Annotated in this window: 11 protein-coding genes; 2 read left to right on the top strand and 9 right to left on the bottom strand. The window is 49.4% G+C overall.

Annotated elements, in window-relative coordinates:
* Positions 1–309: 309 nt before the first annotated feature.
* The 4 genes from AC5JR3_RS01875 to AC5JR3_RS01860 all read right to left on the bottom strand — a co-directional run bounded on the left by AC5JR3_RS01875 (position 310) and on the right by AC5JR3_RS01860 (position 5,381).
* Entirely contained in the window at positions 310–807 is a 498-nt protein-coding gene (locus AC5JR3_RS01875) for a DUF2243 domain-containing protein (RefSeq protein WP_495842471.1), read from the bottom strand.
* 294 nt (positions 808–1,101) lie between these two features.
* On the bottom strand, positions 1,102–2,871 hold the full coding sequence (locus AC5JR3_RS01870) for a DUF3685 domain-containing protein (RefSeq protein ID WP_495842469.1): 1,770 nt from the start codon (positions 2,869–2,871) through the stop codon (positions 1,102–1,104).
* 138 nt (positions 2,872–3,009) lie between these two features.
* Entirely contained in the window at positions 3,010–3,219 is a 210-nt protein-coding gene (locus AC5JR3_RS01865) for a hypothetical protein (RefSeq protein WP_495842467.1), read from the bottom strand.
* Positions 3,220–3,248: 29 nt separating this feature from the next.
* Positions 3,249–5,381, bottom strand: a complete 2,133-nt coding sequence (locus AC5JR3_RS01860; protein WP_495842465.1) for an acylase — start codon at positions 5,379–5,381, stop codon at positions 3,249–3,251.
* Positions 5,382–5,427: 46 nt separating this feature from the next.
* Between AC5JR3_RS01860 and AC5JR3_RS01855 the strand changes: the two genes are divergently transcribed.
* The gene (locus tag AC5JR3_RS01855; protein WP_495842463.1) at positions 5,428–5,625 is read left to right on the top strand and encodes a hypothetical protein; all 198 of its coding nucleotides are present in this window, start codon (positions 5,428–5,430) and stop codon (positions 5,623–5,625) included.
* A 74-nt stretch (positions 5,626–5,699) separates the two neighbouring features.
* Here AC5JR3_RS01855 and AC5JR3_RS01850 read toward each other — a convergent pair whose 3' ends face one another.
* The 5 genes from AC5JR3_RS01850 to AC5JR3_RS01830 all read right to left on the bottom strand — a co-directional run bounded on the left by AC5JR3_RS01850 (position 5,700) and on the right by AC5JR3_RS01830 (position 12,225).
* Positions 5,700–6,431: a carbonic anhydrase gene (locus tag AC5JR3_RS01850; protein ID WP_495842461.1), complete on the bottom strand. Its 732-nt coding sequence runs from the start codon at positions 6,429–6,431 to the stop codon at positions 5,700–5,702.
* Positions 6,432–6,877: 446 nt separating this feature from the next.
* Positions 6,878–8,176: an MFS transporter gene (locus AC5JR3_RS01845; RefSeq protein WP_495842459.1), complete on the bottom strand. Its 1,299-nt coding sequence runs from the start codon at positions 8,174–8,176 to the stop codon at positions 6,878–6,880.
* Between the two features lie 23 nt (positions 8,177–8,199).
* On the bottom strand, positions 8,200–9,267 hold the full coding sequence (locus tag AC5JR3_RS01840) for an ABC transporter substrate-binding protein (RefSeq protein WP_495842457.1): 1,068 nt from the start codon (positions 9,265–9,267) through the stop codon (positions 8,200–8,202).
* Between the two features lie 13 nt (positions 9,268–9,280).
* A complete protein-coding gene (locus AC5JR3_RS01835) occupies positions 9,281–12,034 on the bottom strand; it encodes a TonB-dependent receptor domain-containing protein (RefSeq protein ID WP_495842455.1) in 2,754 nt (917 codons plus the stop codon).
* Entirely contained in the window at positions 12,031–12,225 is a 195-nt protein-coding gene (locus AC5JR3_RS01830) for a hypothetical protein (RefSeq protein WP_495842454.1), read from the bottom strand. Before AC5JR3_RS01830 ends, AC5JR3_RS01835 begins: the two co-directional genes overlap by 4 nt.
* A 433-nt stretch (positions 12,226–12,658) precedes the next feature.
* On the opposite strand from AC5JR3_RS01830, the gene AC5JR3_RS01825 reads away from it, so the two are divergent.
* The gene (locus AC5JR3_RS01825) at positions 12,659–18,211 is read left to right on the top strand and encodes an amino acid adenylation domain-containing protein (protein ID WP_495842452.1); all 5,553 of its coding nucleotides are present in this window, start codon (positions 12,659–12,661) and stop codon (positions 18,209–18,211) included.

Here is an 18,211-nt window from a genome sequence, read left to right as displayed (position 1 = left end):
AACATCTAGCTTCCCCCTTTTTAAGGGGGACGGGAGGGGGATCTCCGAGGGGGATTTATGGGGTTTGAACGAAATTTGCATCAGAAAGAACCAGTTATGTATACACGGTAGCCTTACTAAGGGAAAGGGTGAGAGAGCTTTTTGCAAGAAGTCTATTGACTAGCAAACCACTACCAAAAATCCCGAACCCAAGAAAACTTCCTCTCTTAATTTCCTCTCTTTGCGCTCTAGCCTTCGGCAAGCCGCTGTCGCGTCTATGCGTCTTTGCGGTTCAATCCAAACTTCCTTAAACGCACTCCCTAACCTTACCTACCCTTTAATAGCACTCTCCTTTTCTCCTAACCGCAACATAATCAAGCCGACTGCAATCAAAGTTATCCCAAAACCAAGAAATCCTAAATCCCAAGCTAACTGATTTATTCCCGGTTTAACGTGGTGAATTCCTAAAATTTGGTGGTTGATCAACCCCTCAACTAAATCAAATAACCCAGCACCGAGGAGTAAAGAACCGCCAAAAACCTTCGACGACCAAATTACATGGCTACGTCCCCCCGCACGCCACAGCAAAGCGATACCAGTGAGAGTTACGATCCAAGAACCGAGATTAAAAAGACCATCATCTAGGGTATTGCGTTCTAAACTAGAAAGATTCGTGGCGGGTTGAACATTGGTGATCATGTGATGCCATTGCAAAATTTGGTGCAGGAAGATGCCATCAACAAATCCTCCCAACATCCCCGCGCCAATCAAGAAACCAGCGGCGATTAACAGTTTGCTACGCTGAGGCGTTTCAGGATTGAGTGTCATAAAGTCTGTTGTCCTTGAACTTGTAAGTTTTACGCTCAAGTTGACACAAACGAAAGTTAGCGACTTCTTCCACGAGTTAGAGTTTGAAGTGCTGACTTATACTATTTTTCTTTTAAGGGGCTACATTTAGATCCCCCCTAACCCCCCTTAAAAAGGGGGGAATAGAAATCTTAGTCACTCTTAAAAAGGGGAGAATAGAAATCTTAGTCACTCTTAAAGAGGGGGAGCAAACAACAGGTCTGAATTACTAGCGATCGCCTGATTTTAGTGGATGGTAGAGAGGCATACAAGTTTCTACTTGCCTCGTTCGCCGTTTTTACCGAACCGGGTGTCTTGCAGGGCACTACCGACGCCTTGAATCACGCCACGAATGATGAGACCGATTGCTCTACCTAGTACTTGTGTGAGGGTATAGACGGTACCTTTGCCGAGCAAACCCACAGTACCTCGCAGACGGGGAGCGATCGCATCTCTACCTTCGAGTGCTATTGTGACGGCAAGCTGCCAGCCTCGGAGTTCTTGCAGTTCTTGGCGGCGAGGGGCATAAATTGAGATTTGTTTAATCCCGATGCTGCTGAGGACAAATAAGTAATAGCGACTTTCAAAAATTGATTTTGGCTCCCAAAGCCATTGTGCGGTGCGATATTTCCAGGACAAGTCATTGCGGAAGCGGGCAATCTCCCGCGAGGAAAGCATACGCCGATTAAAAAAGCTTTGCTTAATCGTTTCTACGTCCGCCAAATTATTCAAAAGCGGCTGCACAACGGCATTGGCAACTTGGACAATTAGATTTTGGAGTAGGACTTCTGCCCGTGCTTTGGCTTCTGGTGTTTCTGCTTTGTAGGAAACATTATCAACCACCAAGGAAGCCTGAAACAAGCGATGCAACAATAACTCAGTTACCAAAGGAATTTTATCTAAGATCTGGTCATTGATCACTGGGGCATCTTGCAGCAAGGCATCAACTACTTCAAAATCGCCTCTGTTTAAGGGCAAAGTGTAGTATTTGCCAAAAAAGTCGGTCAGGGATGACTGCCACAAATCGATTAAAATACGCGATCGCATTAAGGGGACTTGCTCTGGGCTAATTTGGGAAAAGCGCAAGTCATCAAGGATTTCCTGAAATTTTTCCAGGACGATATAAAGCAAGTCTCGCTGGCGTTCTTCCTGGAGAATGTCGATTTCTAAAGGAATGTCTGTGAGGTTGCGGACGCCGGAGGTTTGGCTTGCTACAACATCAAAGAGGGCAAGTTCCTGAGCGTTGACACTCAACTGGGCCCTGACTGGCTCTATAGCAGGGGCTTCAGCGGGTGGGAGTTGCTCGTTAGGGGTGCTTTGCAGCGAGGCTCGCGTTCTGCGGCTTGGTGGTTCAATTCGCGGTCGATTCGCTGGTGTATCGCGTGGTGGTTCGACGACAAGGACATCGGTGGGTAAGAGTTGATTGACAATCCAACGAGCGGCTACCAGTTCTCTGCGCCGTCCGCTCCAAAATAGCCAATCGAAGGTTGATAGTTGCGGCTTTTGCAGTTGGGTATTTACCCCCATGATCTCGTCTTCTATCTGCTGCAACCCCGATTGGCGAAGTCTACCGTGCCAACTGGGAGGGCGAACTGAGCTAATTTGCGGCACTGAGGCGATAGGTAGATCTACCCAGTGGGGTTGTCCATCACAGAGTTGACGCATCGCCGTCACTAGCTCGGAGATGTCTGTCCCTTTGGGACAATAGCCATCCACTCCTGCCGCTCTGGCATTGAGCCGTTGCTCTTGGGTGAGTTGGGGAGTCAGGAGGAGAATGGGGAGGCGAGGGTAGCGGTACTTGAGCTGCTGGCAGAGTTGCAGTCCGGAAAGTTCGTTGGGGTTATAGCGCTTTTGGTTCAGCTCTAAAACTATCAAATCTATGGCTTCTTGAGCGCTCCGACGACCGAGGAGTTCTAACGCGGCTGTCCCCGTATCCGCTTCAGCAACAACTTGCAAATCGGGAAAGGTGTCCAGAGCGGTACGCAGACCGAGCCGGAAGATGGGGTCATCGTCAATCAAGAGGAGTTTGAATACGCGATCGCTCATAAATACTGACCAGCAAGCGCTCAATAAAAGGGGGCAGCAACACCACCTTTAGCGTAAGTCAGTAGCATACCACTCTGGCTTTTTTCCTTTGTCTCCGGTTTGGCAAATTTTGGCGTCCGATTTGCGGCGAGACTTGTTTTAGGTATTTAAGCCTGTGGAGATGTAAGCAGCTATGTTGCTACATTGTGTAACCCCAAGCCTATTGCTGTATCTTGCTGAGTCATTGGGGCGATCGCTTGCAGGTTGAGTGTAGGGCGAGTTCTTGTCAACTATAGCAATCGACTCCCAGATGCCAGAGGTGGTGGTGCAAGCAAGTAGACGGGAATCAATCAAACTTTGTGTTGCCATGTAAACTTTGATTGATCCACGAGCCTAACTCAGAACACCTTACGCCCAGCCAGATTCTCTTCTATTTCCTGACGCGATCGCCAAACAGGTCGTAACTGTTTGTTGGCAAATAGCTGCAACTGTTCGCCTTTATTGAGCGCTCCCGGTTGAGTTGCATTACCGTAACTCGTCAGCGCCATCGCCCGGACTGGATTAGAAAACTCAATCGCCGCAACATAAGACTCTCCACCAATAGCCTCAAACTGCTTGTCTTCTGATGGCACAAACCACAGCGCTCGGAAAATACCCAGGTCATCGGCACCCCCATTGGCAGGCAAATCTGCATCGCCAACCCGCAACCGGAAAACCTCCCCCCACGGCACATCCAGCGCTCCATAGTCCGCCTCGACCTTAGTAGCAGCAGCTTCCAAGGCTGCCACAGCACTAGGCGGATCGGCAAGACCATTCGGTGTCGAGAAGGGAGAATTCTCATTCCAGGGAACAGCAAACAAGGTAGAGGAATCTACCGCTTGCTCCCAGAAGGCAAAAAGGACTGCACCCCGGCTATCTGCATCCGCCTGACGATCCCAATCACTGAGGACATCAGCCGCCCGACGCGCCAGTTCTCCCCCTTCTTGTCGTGCAGCCGCAATCAGATCATCGAGTAAGCGATCGGCGAGTTCCATGCGTGTCGAGTGCTTGTACTCCACCATTTCCTCAAAAGAGATGCGTTCATCTTCAGCAAGCATACGGGCAGAGCGCTGCGCCCGGAACGACATGAAACCCTGTGGTGCCATGTAGGGTGGATAGTTATCCGCATTGATGGCGGGTGGAAAGGTTGTTGTCCAGGGTGGATCGTTGGCATTTTGTAGCCAGCCGCTTGCTGGATCGAGTACGCGGGGTAGATCGCGGTAGGGGTGAAGTTTTGTCCACAACGTCGCCGATGTGTCGCCAGGAATAATCCTCGACCAAGATTCAAAATCGCCTTGAGTTCGGACGGGTACTTGACCATTGAACAGATGCAGGATGTGACCGTCTCGATCTGCATAGATCACAGTGAACATCGGAATCTGCAAGCGTTTGAGAGCGGCTTCAAACTCACCTAGGTTCTTGGCACGCGCCATATCCCACCATTCCTCTAATGCCCCAGGCTGGTCAAGTCCGACGACCCGTAAGGCAATGGCTTTGCCGTCTTTCTGGGTGACAATTGGCCCATGAACAGAGCGTCGCACTATTAATGGTTCTTGACGCAGAGTACCGTCAGCCTGCCTAACTTTCAGGGTTCGTTCTTCTGTCTCAAAGGCTCGAACTTTACCATCAAACTGGTAGCCCTCATTGGCGAGGGTCAGTTCATAGGCGTCCCACCCATCATGGGTGTTTACCGTGTGAGTCCAGCCTTGGTAATCGTTGAATGCAATACTCAAGACAGGGATACCGACAAGTGAGGCTCCGTAAGCATCGATACCTGGGGCAGTCAGTTGAGCTTCATACCAGAGGAATAAATCTGACCACAGCAGGTGTGGGTTTGCCAACAGCATCGCGTTTCCACTGGCAGAACGGGAAGGGGCGATCGCCCAACCGTTAGAACCCATTTTTTGCCCAGACGCCGCACTAGCAGAGTCCGGCTCTTCGCTAATGTCTTCTATGTGATCGGGATTGACTACAAAGGTGAAATGAAGCACACGCTGGAGGTGAGCCAGGACATCCACTGCACTCACTGGCAGCACAGTCTCAACTTCATCATCAATCAGCTCGCCGTGTTCTTTGACATAAGCGTTAATCCCGTCGGCGAAGGCATCTAGGTAGCGGCGAAAGGTTGGGGTTTGCATCTTGTACCATTGACGAGCGCGATCGGGAACGCCCAGGGTTTGCACCCACTGATCTGACTCTAAGTAATCTTCGCCCCAGTATTCTGCTGCTTGTCCGCGAGCCTGTCCGTAGAGACGCAGAATCAGGTTGCCGTGACTTTGCATCTGTGCCCACCCAAAGGCGTGGAACAGCTCCTTTGCATTCTGGCTATAAATATGAGGCACCCCATAGGTATCCCAAAGAATTTCAGTTTTCTTCGACTCAGCGGCGAGGCTGTGGATGCCTGTCAGTAAGGTAAAGACGAGAGTAAACAGCAGCAGCATCCGGAGCGGTCGCGTTTTAAAACCCGTTTGTTTTGATACTACAGAAAACATAAATTTTTACATACATCAAAATCTAACAAAGTCTGTAGTACAAGATTTGGATAGTTTTCCGCCTCCTGGTGCCACTGACATTTTTATCAACAATGGATCATTTAAACCTGATGTAATTACGAACGCCAAGCAATCTACATCTGAGGCAATGACTAGCGTATTTGAAAGCTTGATAGATACCGCTAAAGAAGATATTAAGTATGAGACCAAGGGTCGCGATCGCAAATCATGGCTAGAGCAATAGAGGAGCGGCGGCTGCTGGTTCCTAATAATTGAAATTGTAGATACCAGCAGATAAAAGGTTTATAACCCGCACCTTCATCGCGCGGTAGAACCCCTGTAAATTCTTTCTGCCTGCTCAGAAGATATCCGCATGGATGGAATTCGCTCAGTGTTAGATACTACAGGCTGATCGTCATAGGAGCGAAGTTCACTGTAGGGTGCCGCGAACTCGTGAAGAACAGGATCGTACTCCAAAACCTGACCTGATTCAATCTGATAGACCCAGGCGTGGAGAGATAGCTGTTTTCGGTGAAGTTTGGAGCGAATTACTGGATAAGTCCGCAGATTTTCGATTTGGGTTAGCACGTTCTCAGCAATGGTGGCGTCCAGAAGTTCTTCCCCAGCGAGGCTTGTGTAGTTATCTTTAACCAGCCGCCGAGTTGCTTCTGCGTGCTTTAACCATTCGTAAACTAGCGGCATTTCTTCAGCTAATTTGTCCAATTTCAACAGTCCCTTCATTGCGCCGCAGTGGGAATGACCGCAGACAACAATTTGCTCGATACCTAAAGCATGAACGGCGTATTCAACCGCTGCGCCTTCGCCACCATTGGTTGCGCCAAAGGGCGGAATCATGTTACCAATATTGCGAATAATAAATAGTTCGCCGACACCAGCTTGAGTAATCAAATTCGGGTCGATACGCGAATCTGAGCAGGTGATAAATAGCACTCTCGGTTTCTGACCGTGAGCGAGTTGCTCAAACAACTCATGGTGCGTGCTGAAGTAGCCGCTTTGGAACTGGCGCAGACCTTTGATCAGTTTCTTCATAAAGCCTATTTTTTTTTGGCGATCGCGATCGCAATTTATCTCTAATCATAGGAAACCGCGATCGCATTTCCAGAAGACGTATTGTAACTAAATTGCAATAATAATCAAACTAAAGCTCTAAGATGCGCTTTAGCCACTTGAACTTTGCCTGTCCGAAATTTTCCATTGCCACTCAACTATCTGCTCCGCAAAGGACACAAAAAAGGACTTGATCATACTAGACCTCTTGCATAAGTCGAATAGACCCCCCTTAGTAAGGGGGGAGACTTGAAATCTTGCCCCCTCCCCTTACTAAGGGGAGGGTTGGGGAGGGGTCTGGTACATTTTTGCAAGAGGTCTACTGAGTACCCTTGTTAAGGGAGGCTAGGGGGGATCGAAGATGTCGCCAACACTAATTAAAGTTGGTATTACCTGCGTGTAGAGATTAATCAGGCAAAATGCCTGTACTAGCTAATCGCTATATCGTGATCAGGCATTACCTTCTCGACATTACGCAATATTGGGAAAGCATATCCTGCCAAGCCAATGAGCAACATGCAGATAGCACAGGACACATACAGGAGTGCCATCCCTGCACCTGCCCCTGTGCCGAATATCCCGCCAAACACAGGGGCGAGACTGCCTCCCGGTTTCATGGCGGGTTCGAGGATGTAATCCGCCAGAGGTGCTCCGAGCAAGTAGCCGATGGGTGAAGTCACCATCACGCTCATGGAATTGGCAGCAAACACTCGCCCCTGCAAGTCAGGTTTTACCTTGCTCATCAAAATAGCTTGAGAGCAACTGCCGAGAAAGGGGAAATTAAACGATGAACAGAATTGAGCGGGAACCCAAACCGACAGGTTCTGACCCAGTCCAAATACGGTTTTGCTCAAACCCGCCCCCACCATGCTCATGAGCACACCGTCCATGCGGCGCTTGGGCCCACCCCAGGTACTCATGAGCGATGCTCCGAACACACCCCCGACGCCTGCTGCCATCGACACGCTTGCTAAAGCGCTGGCATTGTTATCGGAGCGGACAAGAACTAGTGGTGAATAGACAGCCGCGCCAAAGTCATGAGCTAGCTGGAACAACGACATCACTACAACCAGTGCCATCAGGCTAGGACGCCCCAAGATGTAGCGGAAGCCGAAGAATAGTTCTTGCCAAATATTCTTTTGGGGTTGCAGTTCTGTCGCCGTGAGGGGAGGTTGGGGAATGGGTACGAGGAGTAGTGTGGTAACAGCGATCGCAAACGTCATCAAGTCAATGCACAGAATTCCCCTCAGACCAATGACATAGTAGAACGACGCTGCCAAAGCCGGGGCAATAATATCAGCACCGTAACTTGATAGAAAATCTAAGCTACTGACGCGCCCATATTGCTCCTTGGGAACTAGCAGCGAGACTGAGGCAGAGTAGGTGAGCAACTGCAAGCAACCAAACGCACCGTTGAGGGTGCTAGTGATATAGATATGCCAAATTTGCAGGTTGTTAGTCAGATAGAGCAAAAGGATGATCAGTGTAGAAAGACCCGCTACCGCATCACTGGCGACCAGCAGTAATTTACGGTTCCAGCGATCGACAATGATCCCAGCCACGGGGGAAATCAAAACGCTTGATAGACGGTTGAAGAAATAAACCAAGGCTAAGGCGGTGGCTTGTCCTGTGAGTTCCCAAGCCCAGAGGGTCAGGGCAAAGGTAGTCATATAGCTGCCGACGAGGGAGGCAGTCTGACCACTCCAGATGATCAAAAAGGTACGCATACTAGCAAGCTGCTTTACTATCCTCATTGCGTCTGGCTCGACAATTTCCGTTCCTCGATCAGGTACTTAAACAGATCGTCGAGGACGAGGTTAGCTGTCAGGGGGCTACCAATAGTCCAATGGTCTCCCACCTGATAAACCCTGTCTTGCTCAACGGCGTTCAACTTCAACCACAGGGGATCAGACTTGAGCCGATCTAGCTTCTCTTGTGCTGCTCCCAGGGTTTTTAGAGTATCACTGTAACTCCACGCGAATATGACATCCCCATCGGCATAGGGCATCAGTTCCTTGCTAATACGCTCCCCAATCCGTCTGCTCTTTTCCCGAATTTGAACAGGTGGGCGAGGTAAACCGATGTCTTGCAAAATTGTGCCGCCAAAGGAATTCTGGAAGTAGATAAAAATGCCCTCCGGATAAACACCGATCAGTGAAACGTCGGTTTGCTTCAGTTGATCTCCCATCTGAGCTTGGAAGCGTTCTATACGCTGGTCATATTCAGCCATCAATTGATTTGCTTTATCAGTCATCCCTAGCGCCTCGGCATGTAGCGCAAACGATTGTTTCCATTCACCAATGCGGTAATCGCTAACAACCGTAGGCGCAATTTTCGAGAGCTTGTCGTAAACTGGCTGGGCGTTCCATTTTTGAGCCAGAATTAGGTCAGGTTTCAAAAGCAGAATCGTCTCAAGGTTTACTTGTTCGCTGTAGCCGAGAATTTCCACATCCTTAAGTTGGTCGAGTACGAATGAGGGCACATTTGATACGGCACCAACAGGCTGAACACCCAAAGATAAAAGATCGACGACTGCACTGCTAACTAGCGCCACAACTCGCTGGGGGTGAGCGGGAACGCAGGTTTCACCCAGAGCGTGCTTGACCATTCGGCAGGGGGAGTCTGGTTCACTTGCTGTCTTTGCAGGAGATACAACCTGCACCGACTCAGATAACGGTGAGCCAGGAGCAGCAGAATCTTGAGGTAAACTACCACTGCAAGCACAAACTAGTCCAAAGCTCAACAGCGCCAGTAGACAAATTTGGATAGCGTGGCTCCACTTCTTCCTGTGACGGATTAAAGACTTTCGGTAAACCATCTTGATCATTGAATCACCAACTCACACGGTAGCCGACACTGATGGTTCTGCCACTGGCTGGACTGACAAAACTCTCCAAGCCGTCACTCCGTAGTGATTGGTCGTAGGCTTGGAAATACTGGTTGTTGAGCAGATTCCGGATGCCGATTTGCAGCGCCCCAGGGCCAAGCTGAATGCTGCCGATGTAGTCTACAACTAGGTAGCTTTCGATGGGGGCAAGATCGAGTCCGTCCTCAAAACCGCGATCGCGACTACCCACTAACAAAGCCTGGATGCGATTTCGCCAACCTGGAGTCGTTTGATGCTCCACATAAGCCGTCAGCTTCAAGGGTTGGATGCGATCGCTTCCCAACGCTAAGAACCCTTGATCATCATCCGGAAGATCGACTTTCCCTGATGACCAACCCAAGGTACCACCGAGGGAAAAGCCCCCACCTGCTTGCCAATCAAGGGTTGTTTCTATGCCGTAAATTCGCTCTGGAGCGCGGACGAAGTCAAAGAAATCATCGGTGGGGACGATGGCTGAACCCAAATCAGATTGGTTGTAGAAACCAGCTAAAGACACCTGCACCTGAGACCAGTTGCCGCGTACCCCGATTTCGTAACTGTTAACCTGTTGCGGTTGCAGATCTCCCACACTGGTTTCAAAGTTGAATCCGGCAGATGGAGCAAACAGAACATCGACCAGATTAGGCACTGAAAAGCCCTGAGCATAGTTGGTATACAAGCTCACTTCATCAGTGACTTCATAGACAGCACCGAGATTGAAGACAATATCATCAAAGTTGCGTTTACCGCCTTCAGCTTGGTCACCAAAAAGAGTGGTGTAGCTAGGAACGGTAATATCAAAGCGGTCGTAACGAGTTCCGCTACTGAGAGACAAGCGATCGCTCACCTCCCATTGCAGTTGGGCAAACAAACCTAGGTTTTTAACGTCATAGGGAGGAACAACTGTCACCTCTCCGATTTTGCGGTATACTCGCCCCCCACTGGCATCGAAGGATTCAGGATCGAAAAGATTTCGGAGCAAAGAGTTATTCTCGTTGGCGTAGTCAACTCCCCAAAGCAGACTGATTGTTTCCTCTGAGTTAAAGGGGGTCTCAATTTGCAACCTGGCTCCCCAATTTTCCGCTTCATCAATCCCTTGAGTAATCTCCTGATCGCGGTTTCGTCGATCGCGGACGTCAGTCCGAACTACGTTATCTCGGTAGTAGGTTTGCAAGCCAAGCTGACTGCCGAAGACATTCTCGTTGGTGTAATCGAGATTGAGGACAGTATTGCGATCGCTTTGCGGGGAGACACCAATAAAGTCGATCCCCTCTTCAAAGACGATGGCGCGGGGTTTTTGGATGCCAGGAATGTCGTCAACGATCGGATCTGAGATCGCATTGGTGTTGCGTTCGCTACGGTAGAAATTGGCACTTAGTTGCAGGCGTTGTTGCTCGCTAATGTCCCACCCCAGTTTGCCCAGGATATTAAAGGTTTCACTTTCATCTATTCCCTGAACGATGGCAAGGCGATCGCCTTCAGCATCAAACGTTGCTCCCGTATCCTCCCGCGATAAATTAAAAACCAAGTCAACATCGCCTTCATTGAGCGAAAGTCCATACTCTTGGTAGTTACCAAAACTTTCACCTTGCAACTTTCCTAATGCAGCCGTTACACCGACTTCTGCCGTAGTCGTCAGCCTTTGCTCATCAGGTCGGCGTGTAATGATGTTGATCACACCGCCAGTTGCTCCTTGACCGTAGAGAGCGGAGGGGCCACGCACCACCTCAATCCGCTCAATAGAAGCGGGGTCAATGGTTCTTAGCTGTCTCCCCGCATTACCAGAATTCGTGTTCTGAGGGACGCCGTCAATCAAAACCAGGGGAGCACGACCCCGCAAAGAAGCCGTCGTATCGCCGAAAGCCCTCTGAGTGGGGGGGCCATAGCCAGGAACCGTTTGAGCCAGAATGTCTTGTACGTCCCTGGTGACGCTACTTTGTCCCTCGATGTCCTCGCGGGTAATCACCGTCACCGAGCGCGGCACCTCAGGTAGCTCTTGTGCTGTGCGCGTAGCCGTTACCACAAGTTCAACTTCTTCAATTTCTTCTGTGTCTTCCCCGATAACCTCTTCCTCGATAACCTCTTCCCCATCTAAGAGCGCTGGAGCCAAACTTAGAGCTAAACCGCTCTGACTCGGAACCACCTCCACCGTCGGCGTTCCCGTTTCTCCAGTCACAGCGACTTGGATATTATTCCCATCGAGCTGAGTCACAACAACGGAACTAATTCCTTCTGCTGGGTTGTCTTCACGAAACTCGTCACCCTCTACAAGCACTAGCGCCGCATTGGGGATATCAACGATTAAGGTATTGCCCTCACTCCGAGTTTCGGCGTCCAGAAGTTCTCCATCTGGGGTTTCTAAAATGACTTCAAAGCCGATGTCTGTGGGGTTAACCTGTACACCCGTTACTTGTAGAACACCGGACTCGCTCTGAGCAACTTGTAATGAATTGGCTGATTGTGACTGCCATAGCCCCTCAGCACGGGTAAGGGGAAATTCTATCTCACTAAGATGAGGAATTGCCGTAATGGGGGATTGCGAACTGGAAGCCTGAGGAGAACTTCTCTTCACAGGTTCATTTCCCCCTCTTCCCATCTCCCCATCTGGTAATGCTGTCGCTGAGACTGGGTTGACGGAAACGCTCCTAGGCGTTGCTACTGCTGGCGGTATGCCAATACTGAGCAGGGCAACAATTAAAAATGGTAGATGCAGTTTCATTTCTTCACCTCACTCACCGCCAACCCTTCAGATGCGGCATCATCTCTTTCTAAAGTCATCTCAAGGTTTGTGCTGAAGTCATGACGCTGCACACCCAGCGCTTGTACAACCTCAGTCAAAATGAGCAGCCCTGCCAAAACACCCCCTGAACCTGCAAGTAACAGGCGCAAGAGTAGTTGCTTTCGTTCCATCTTTTTTCCTCACCCACAGTAGAGGCAATCAGGCTATCGATTGCGCTCCACGAAATTTAGTAATTATTCTCAATAGCACCCGCTAAGAATAAAACGTCAGTATCACTAAGGTCAAGAGAGAAAGCTAAAAAATTTTAGAGTAAATTCCCTCGTTGTTGAGAACTCTCATCTGTGGAGCAAGTTTTTAGAGGGCAAAGGCTTTGCCAATGCTAGCTTTTAGCGGCAACGACTCGATCGTAATTGAAAGTATAGCCAATAAAACTTTGGATAAATCCTTGACGAAATTCAAGGATTTGCTATATGTTAGCGAAGTCTAATCGAAAATAGATATCAATAAGGCTGTAAAAAACAGCAAACGCTTTGACGGAATTGGGTTTAACTAAACTCGCCAGATTCAAAACGTCAGGTTCGCATCGAATCGAGTCCGAATAATATGCCTCAATCTTTTAATGCGTTTCCAGAAAGCCTCCTCTATTCGACTTGGGTGGATCTTTTACGCCAAAGGACTTTACAGCAGCCCGAACAACTGGCTTTTACCTTTTTGCCGGATGGAGAAATAGAAGGCGAACAACTCACCTATCGAGAATTGGATCGGCGCAGTCGCGCGATCGCCTCTCAACTTCAGGCTTTAGGTTTAAGTGGCGAACGTGCATTGTTGCTTTATCCCCCAGGACTGGATTATCTGGCGGCGTTTTTCGGGTGTTTGTATGCTGGAGTCGTCGCGGTTCCAGCTTATCCACCGCGCAACCAACGCAACACGCCCAGAATCCAAGCGATCGCCAAAGATGCACAGGCAGCGATCGCCCTCACAACAACAGCAGTTCACTCCAAGGTGCAATCCCTCCTGACTGAAAAAGCTGACTTGGGGAATTTGCAGTGGCTGACTACCGATAACCTAGCGAGTGGGATAGAAGAGAACTGGCAACAGCCCTTTATAAAAAAAGATACATTAGCGTTTCTGCAATACACTTCCGGATCTACAGGAACGCCCAAAGGGGTAATGCTGAGTCACGGCAATTTGCTCCACAACGCCGCCATGACTTACTGCATCATGGAACATTCACCCAGCAGTAAATTTATTTCGTGGCTGCCCGCGTACCATGACATGGGACTCATCGGCGGCATACTGCAACCGCTGTATGGGGGTTTCCCTTGCATCTTCATGCCTCCAGCCGCATTTCTCCAGCGTCCTTACCGCTGGTTGCAGGCGATTTCCCAGTACAAAGGCACGACAAGCGGCGCTCCCAATTTTGCTTATGAACTGTGCATTCATAAAATTACACCAGAGCAACTCCAGACGCTGGACTTAAGCAGTTGGGACGTCGCTTTTAACGGTGCGGAACCGATTCGGCAGGATACTCTGGAGCGATTTTGGGCAAAATTTGCAGATTGCGGTTTCCGTCCGTCAGCCTTCTACCCTTGTTACGGGATGGCAGAGGCAACCTTGATGGTTTCCGGCAGTCTCAAAAGCGCTCCGCCGACTATCAAAACTGTCCGAGTAGATGCTCTAGAACGCCATCAGATTATTGCGGCTGATGCTGATAACGAAGATGTTTGCACCTTTGTTAGCTGTGGCAAAAGCATACCAGAGCAGCAAATTGTTATTGCTGATCCCGAAACATTAACCCGTTGCCAACCTGATGAGGTGGGTGAAATCTGGGTATCCGGTTCGAGTGTGGGGCAAGGATATTGGCATCGTCCTGAAGAGACAGAGCAGACGTTTCAAGCTTACCCATTAGATACGGATACAACTGCGGAGAAAAAGCCTTTTTTGCGAACTGGAGACTTAGGCTTTTTGCAGGATGGGGAACTGTTCGTCACGGGTCGAGTTAAGGATTTAATTATTATTCGTGGTCGTAACCTTTACCCGCAGGATATTGAACTGACCTCAGAACGTAGCCATTCAGCATTGCGATTGGGCAGTAGCGCCGCCTTTTCCGTAGAGGTTGAGGGTGAAGAACGGCTGGTGGTGGTGCAAGAGTTGGAGTTTCGCGCCAAACCGGATGTTGAGGAAGTCATCGCCGCCATTCGTCAGACAGTGTCTGAAGAACATGAGGTGCAAGTTTATGGGGTGGTTTTAATTAAGCCTGGGAGTATTCCCAAAACCTCTAGTGGTAAGATTCAACGTCGTGCTTGTCGAGCTAAGTTTTTAGCAGGCGAACTGGATGTAATTGGTAGCAGTATTCTAGATACCTCTATTGTTGTAAACAACGAGAGGAACCTCACCCGCGAAACCTTACTGGTAGTAGAACCAGAAGAACGCCAACAGCTTTTAGAGTCTTATCTTCAAGAGCAAGTAGCGCAGGTACTGAGAGCAACGCCGTCCGCAATAGATGGCAAGTCACCTTTAAGCCGCTTTGGTCTTGATTCCTTAATGGTCTTCGAGCTAAAAAATCGCATTGAGGCTGACTTTGGGGTTGAGGTAGCGATCGCTGATTTCTTTGAAGGTATTAGCATTGCTCAACTGACAACACAAGTACTCAACCAAGTAACATCGGCGGATTGGAAGCCTGTATCAGTATCCATCGACCGAGTTCAGAACACCTCTGACGTTCATCCCCTTTCTTTCGCCCAGCAACGATTGTGGTTCATCGACCAGTTGGAGAAAGGCAACCCCGCCTATAACATTTCCGTGGGAATTCACCTCAAGGGTTCGCTGGATGTGACGGTGCTGGAGCGCAGCCTTAACGAAATTGTGCGGCGACACGAAGCATTGCGGACTAGCTTCAGCATTGCAGAAGGTCAACCCGTTCAGGCGATCGCTCCTTGTGTGACGCTGGCTTTACAGGTAGTGGATTGTCAGCAACTTCTGGAATTGGAGCGTGAGTCCCGATACTGTGGGGAGCATTTCTCCCCTCTCCTTGCAGGAGAGGGGTTGGGGGAGAGGTTAAGCGAACAATATTGGCACAAGTCCGAAGTACAGCGCCTTGCAACGGAGGAAGCCCAACAGCCTTTCGACCTGACGAGGGAACCGTTATGGCGTGTCAAACTGCTGCGCTTGGGTGAACAGGAACACGTCCTGCTACTGACCTTGCACCACATTATCGGTGATGAATGGTCGGTTGAGGTGTTCATCCGTGAGATGGCAATCCTGTACAAGGCATTCTTAGCTAGCAGTCCCTTACCTCTACCGGATCTGCCTGTTCAGTATACTGACTTTGCCTATTGGCAGCGGCAATGGCTTCAGGGAGAGTTGCTGGAAACTCAGCTTTCCTACTGGAAACAACAACTCAACGGTGTTCCTTCATTACAACTGCCTACTGACCGCCCAAGACCTGCCGTTCAGACCTATCGGGGGGCGCGTCAATCGCTGGAATTACCCAAATCTCTAACGGATGCGATCGCCACACTCTCACGTCAAGAGGGTGTCACGCCATTCATGGTACTCCTGGCAGCATTTCAGACGTTCCTCTACCGCTATACAGGACAAGACGATATTCCTGTAGGCTCACCCATTGCCAACCGCAACCGTAGCGAACTCAACTCACTAATTGGCTTTTTTGTCAATACCCTAGTGCTGCGAACCGACTTAGGAGACAATCCCAGTTTTCGAGAACTCCTCAGTCGAGTGCGTCAGGTGGCTTTAGGAGCCTATACCCATCAGGATTTACCCTTCGACCAACTGGTAGAGGCACTGCGACCTGTAAGGGATGCCAGCTATACGCCACTTTTTCAGGTGTCATTCGCGCTTCGGAAGTCTCCGCAGTTGGAGGAGATTCCTGGATTGGCGTTGAGCCTGGTAAACGTAGAAACATTGACGGCGCAGTTTGATTTAAGCCTGTTTGTTGACATTACAGAGCAAGGATTAATTGCCTCATTTGAGTACAATACCGACTTGTTTGAGGCGGCAACGATCGCGCGAATGTTGGGGCATTTTCAGAACTTGCTCTTAGGCATTGTCTCTAATCCCAACCAACGCCTCTCGGACTTGCCACTGTTGACGGCATCGGAGCGACATCAACTGCTGGTTGCTTGGAATGATACAGAGGCGGAGTATCCGGCAGATTTGTGCATTCATCAGCTCTTTGAGGCACAGGTAGAACGGACACCAGATGCGATCGCTCTCGTTTTTGAGAACCAGCAACTCACTTACCGAGAGTTAAACAACCGAGCAAATCAGCTAGCACACTACCTGAAACAGTTAGGCGTGAAACCAGACGTATTAGTAGGTTTGTGTTTAGAGCGCTCCTTGGAGATGGTCGTTGGGATACTCGGCATTCTCAAAGCTGGAGGCGCTTATGTGCCGTTAGACCCCGCCTATCCGAAAGATCGGCTGGCTTTCATGTTGTCAGATAGGCAAGTACCAGTGCTGTTGACTCAAAAACGGCTTTTAGAAACACTTCCCGAACACGCAGCTAAGGTCGTTTGTTTAGATACAGATTGGGAATCGATACGAGTTCATAGTGATAGCTCAAATTCACCCCCCCAACCCCCCTTGGCAAGGGGGGAGTATGAGGAAAAGCGTTTCTCCTTGGGGGATAGGGGGGAGTATGAGGAAGGGGAATCACAGGAGGGAGTCGAAAGCCAAAATCCTTCCAGCCTAGCCTACGTCATTTATACCTCTGGCTCCACGGGTCAACCAAAAGGCGTTTTAGTAAGCCATGCCAATGTTGTCCGTCTGTTTGCCGCTACTCAGCCCTGGTATCACTTTAACGAGCAGGATGTTTGGACACTCTTCCATTCCTATGCCTTTGACTTCTCCGTTTGGGAAATCTGGGGTGCTCTTCTCTATGGTGGGCGACTGGTGGTGGTGCCTTACTGGATTAGTCGATCCCCTGAGTCGTTCTACGAGTTGTTGTGCAAAGAACAGGTAACGGTTCTTAACCAAACTCCTTCAGCTTTCCGCCAACTGATTCGGGCTGAAGAGATAGGAGTTAACTCAGATCTGAGCCTTCGCCTAGTCATTTTTGGTGGAGAAGCATTGGAGGTGCAAAGCTTAAAACCTTGGTTTGAGCGACATGGTGACCAGGTTCCTCAGTTAGTCAATATGTACGGCATTACAGAAACAACCGTGCATGTAACCTATCGCCCACTAACAATGAGCGATCTGAGCGGGATGAGCAGTGTTATCGGTCGCCCCATTCCAGATTTACAGGTATATGTGCTGGATCGGCATCATCAACCTGTGCCGATTGGGGTTCCCGGTGAACTGTACATTGGTGGCGCTGGTTTGGCTTGTGGCTATCTCAATCGCCCAGAATTAACGACCGAACGGTTTATTCGCAATCCCTTTGATGACAAGGTGGATGCGCGATTGTATAAGTCCGGTGATTTGGTACGCTATCTGCCCAATGGTGATTTAGAGTACTTAGGGCGAATCGACCAGCAAGTTAAGATTCGGGGCTTCCGTATCGAGTTGGGAGAGATTGAGGCGGTGTTGGGACAGCATCCCGCAGTGCAAGACGTTGTGGTGATGGCACGGGAGGATATCCCTGGTGTTTTGCATTTGGTGGCTTATGTTGTCCCCAACCCCAAACAAATGCCCAATATTAGCGAGTTGCGCCAGTTTCTCCAAGCAAGGTTGCCTGACTATATGATACCCGCCAGCTTTGTGCTGCTAGAGGCACTACCGCTGACATCAAACGGGAAGGTAGACCGTCGGGGGCTACCTGCACCAGAGAGTCATCGTCCGGATTTGCAAGAGGTTTATCAGGCTCCTCGTTCTGAGGTAGAACGAGCGATCGCCACGGTTTGGCAATCGGTGCTGCATTTAGAAAAAGTAGGCATCCACGATAATTTCTTTGACCTCGGTGGTCATTCATTATTAATGATTCAGGTTAATAACAAACTGCAAGATGTTTTTAACCGGGATTTATCCATCGTAGAACTGTTTCAAAACCCAACTATCAGCTCTTTAGCACAGTCTTTAAGTAAAAAATCAGAGGAAAGTTCTGCTTTTGATCCTGTACAAGACCGGGTTCAAAAACAATTAGAAGCGATCAACAAACGCAAGAAATTATTAACCAAGCAAAAAAACACTCACTAA

Source organism: Kastovskya adunca, assembly GCF_059505785.1.
The sequence above is the reverse complement of the archived record's forward strand: the minus strand, read 5'-3'. Positions and strand labels throughout refer to the sequence as shown.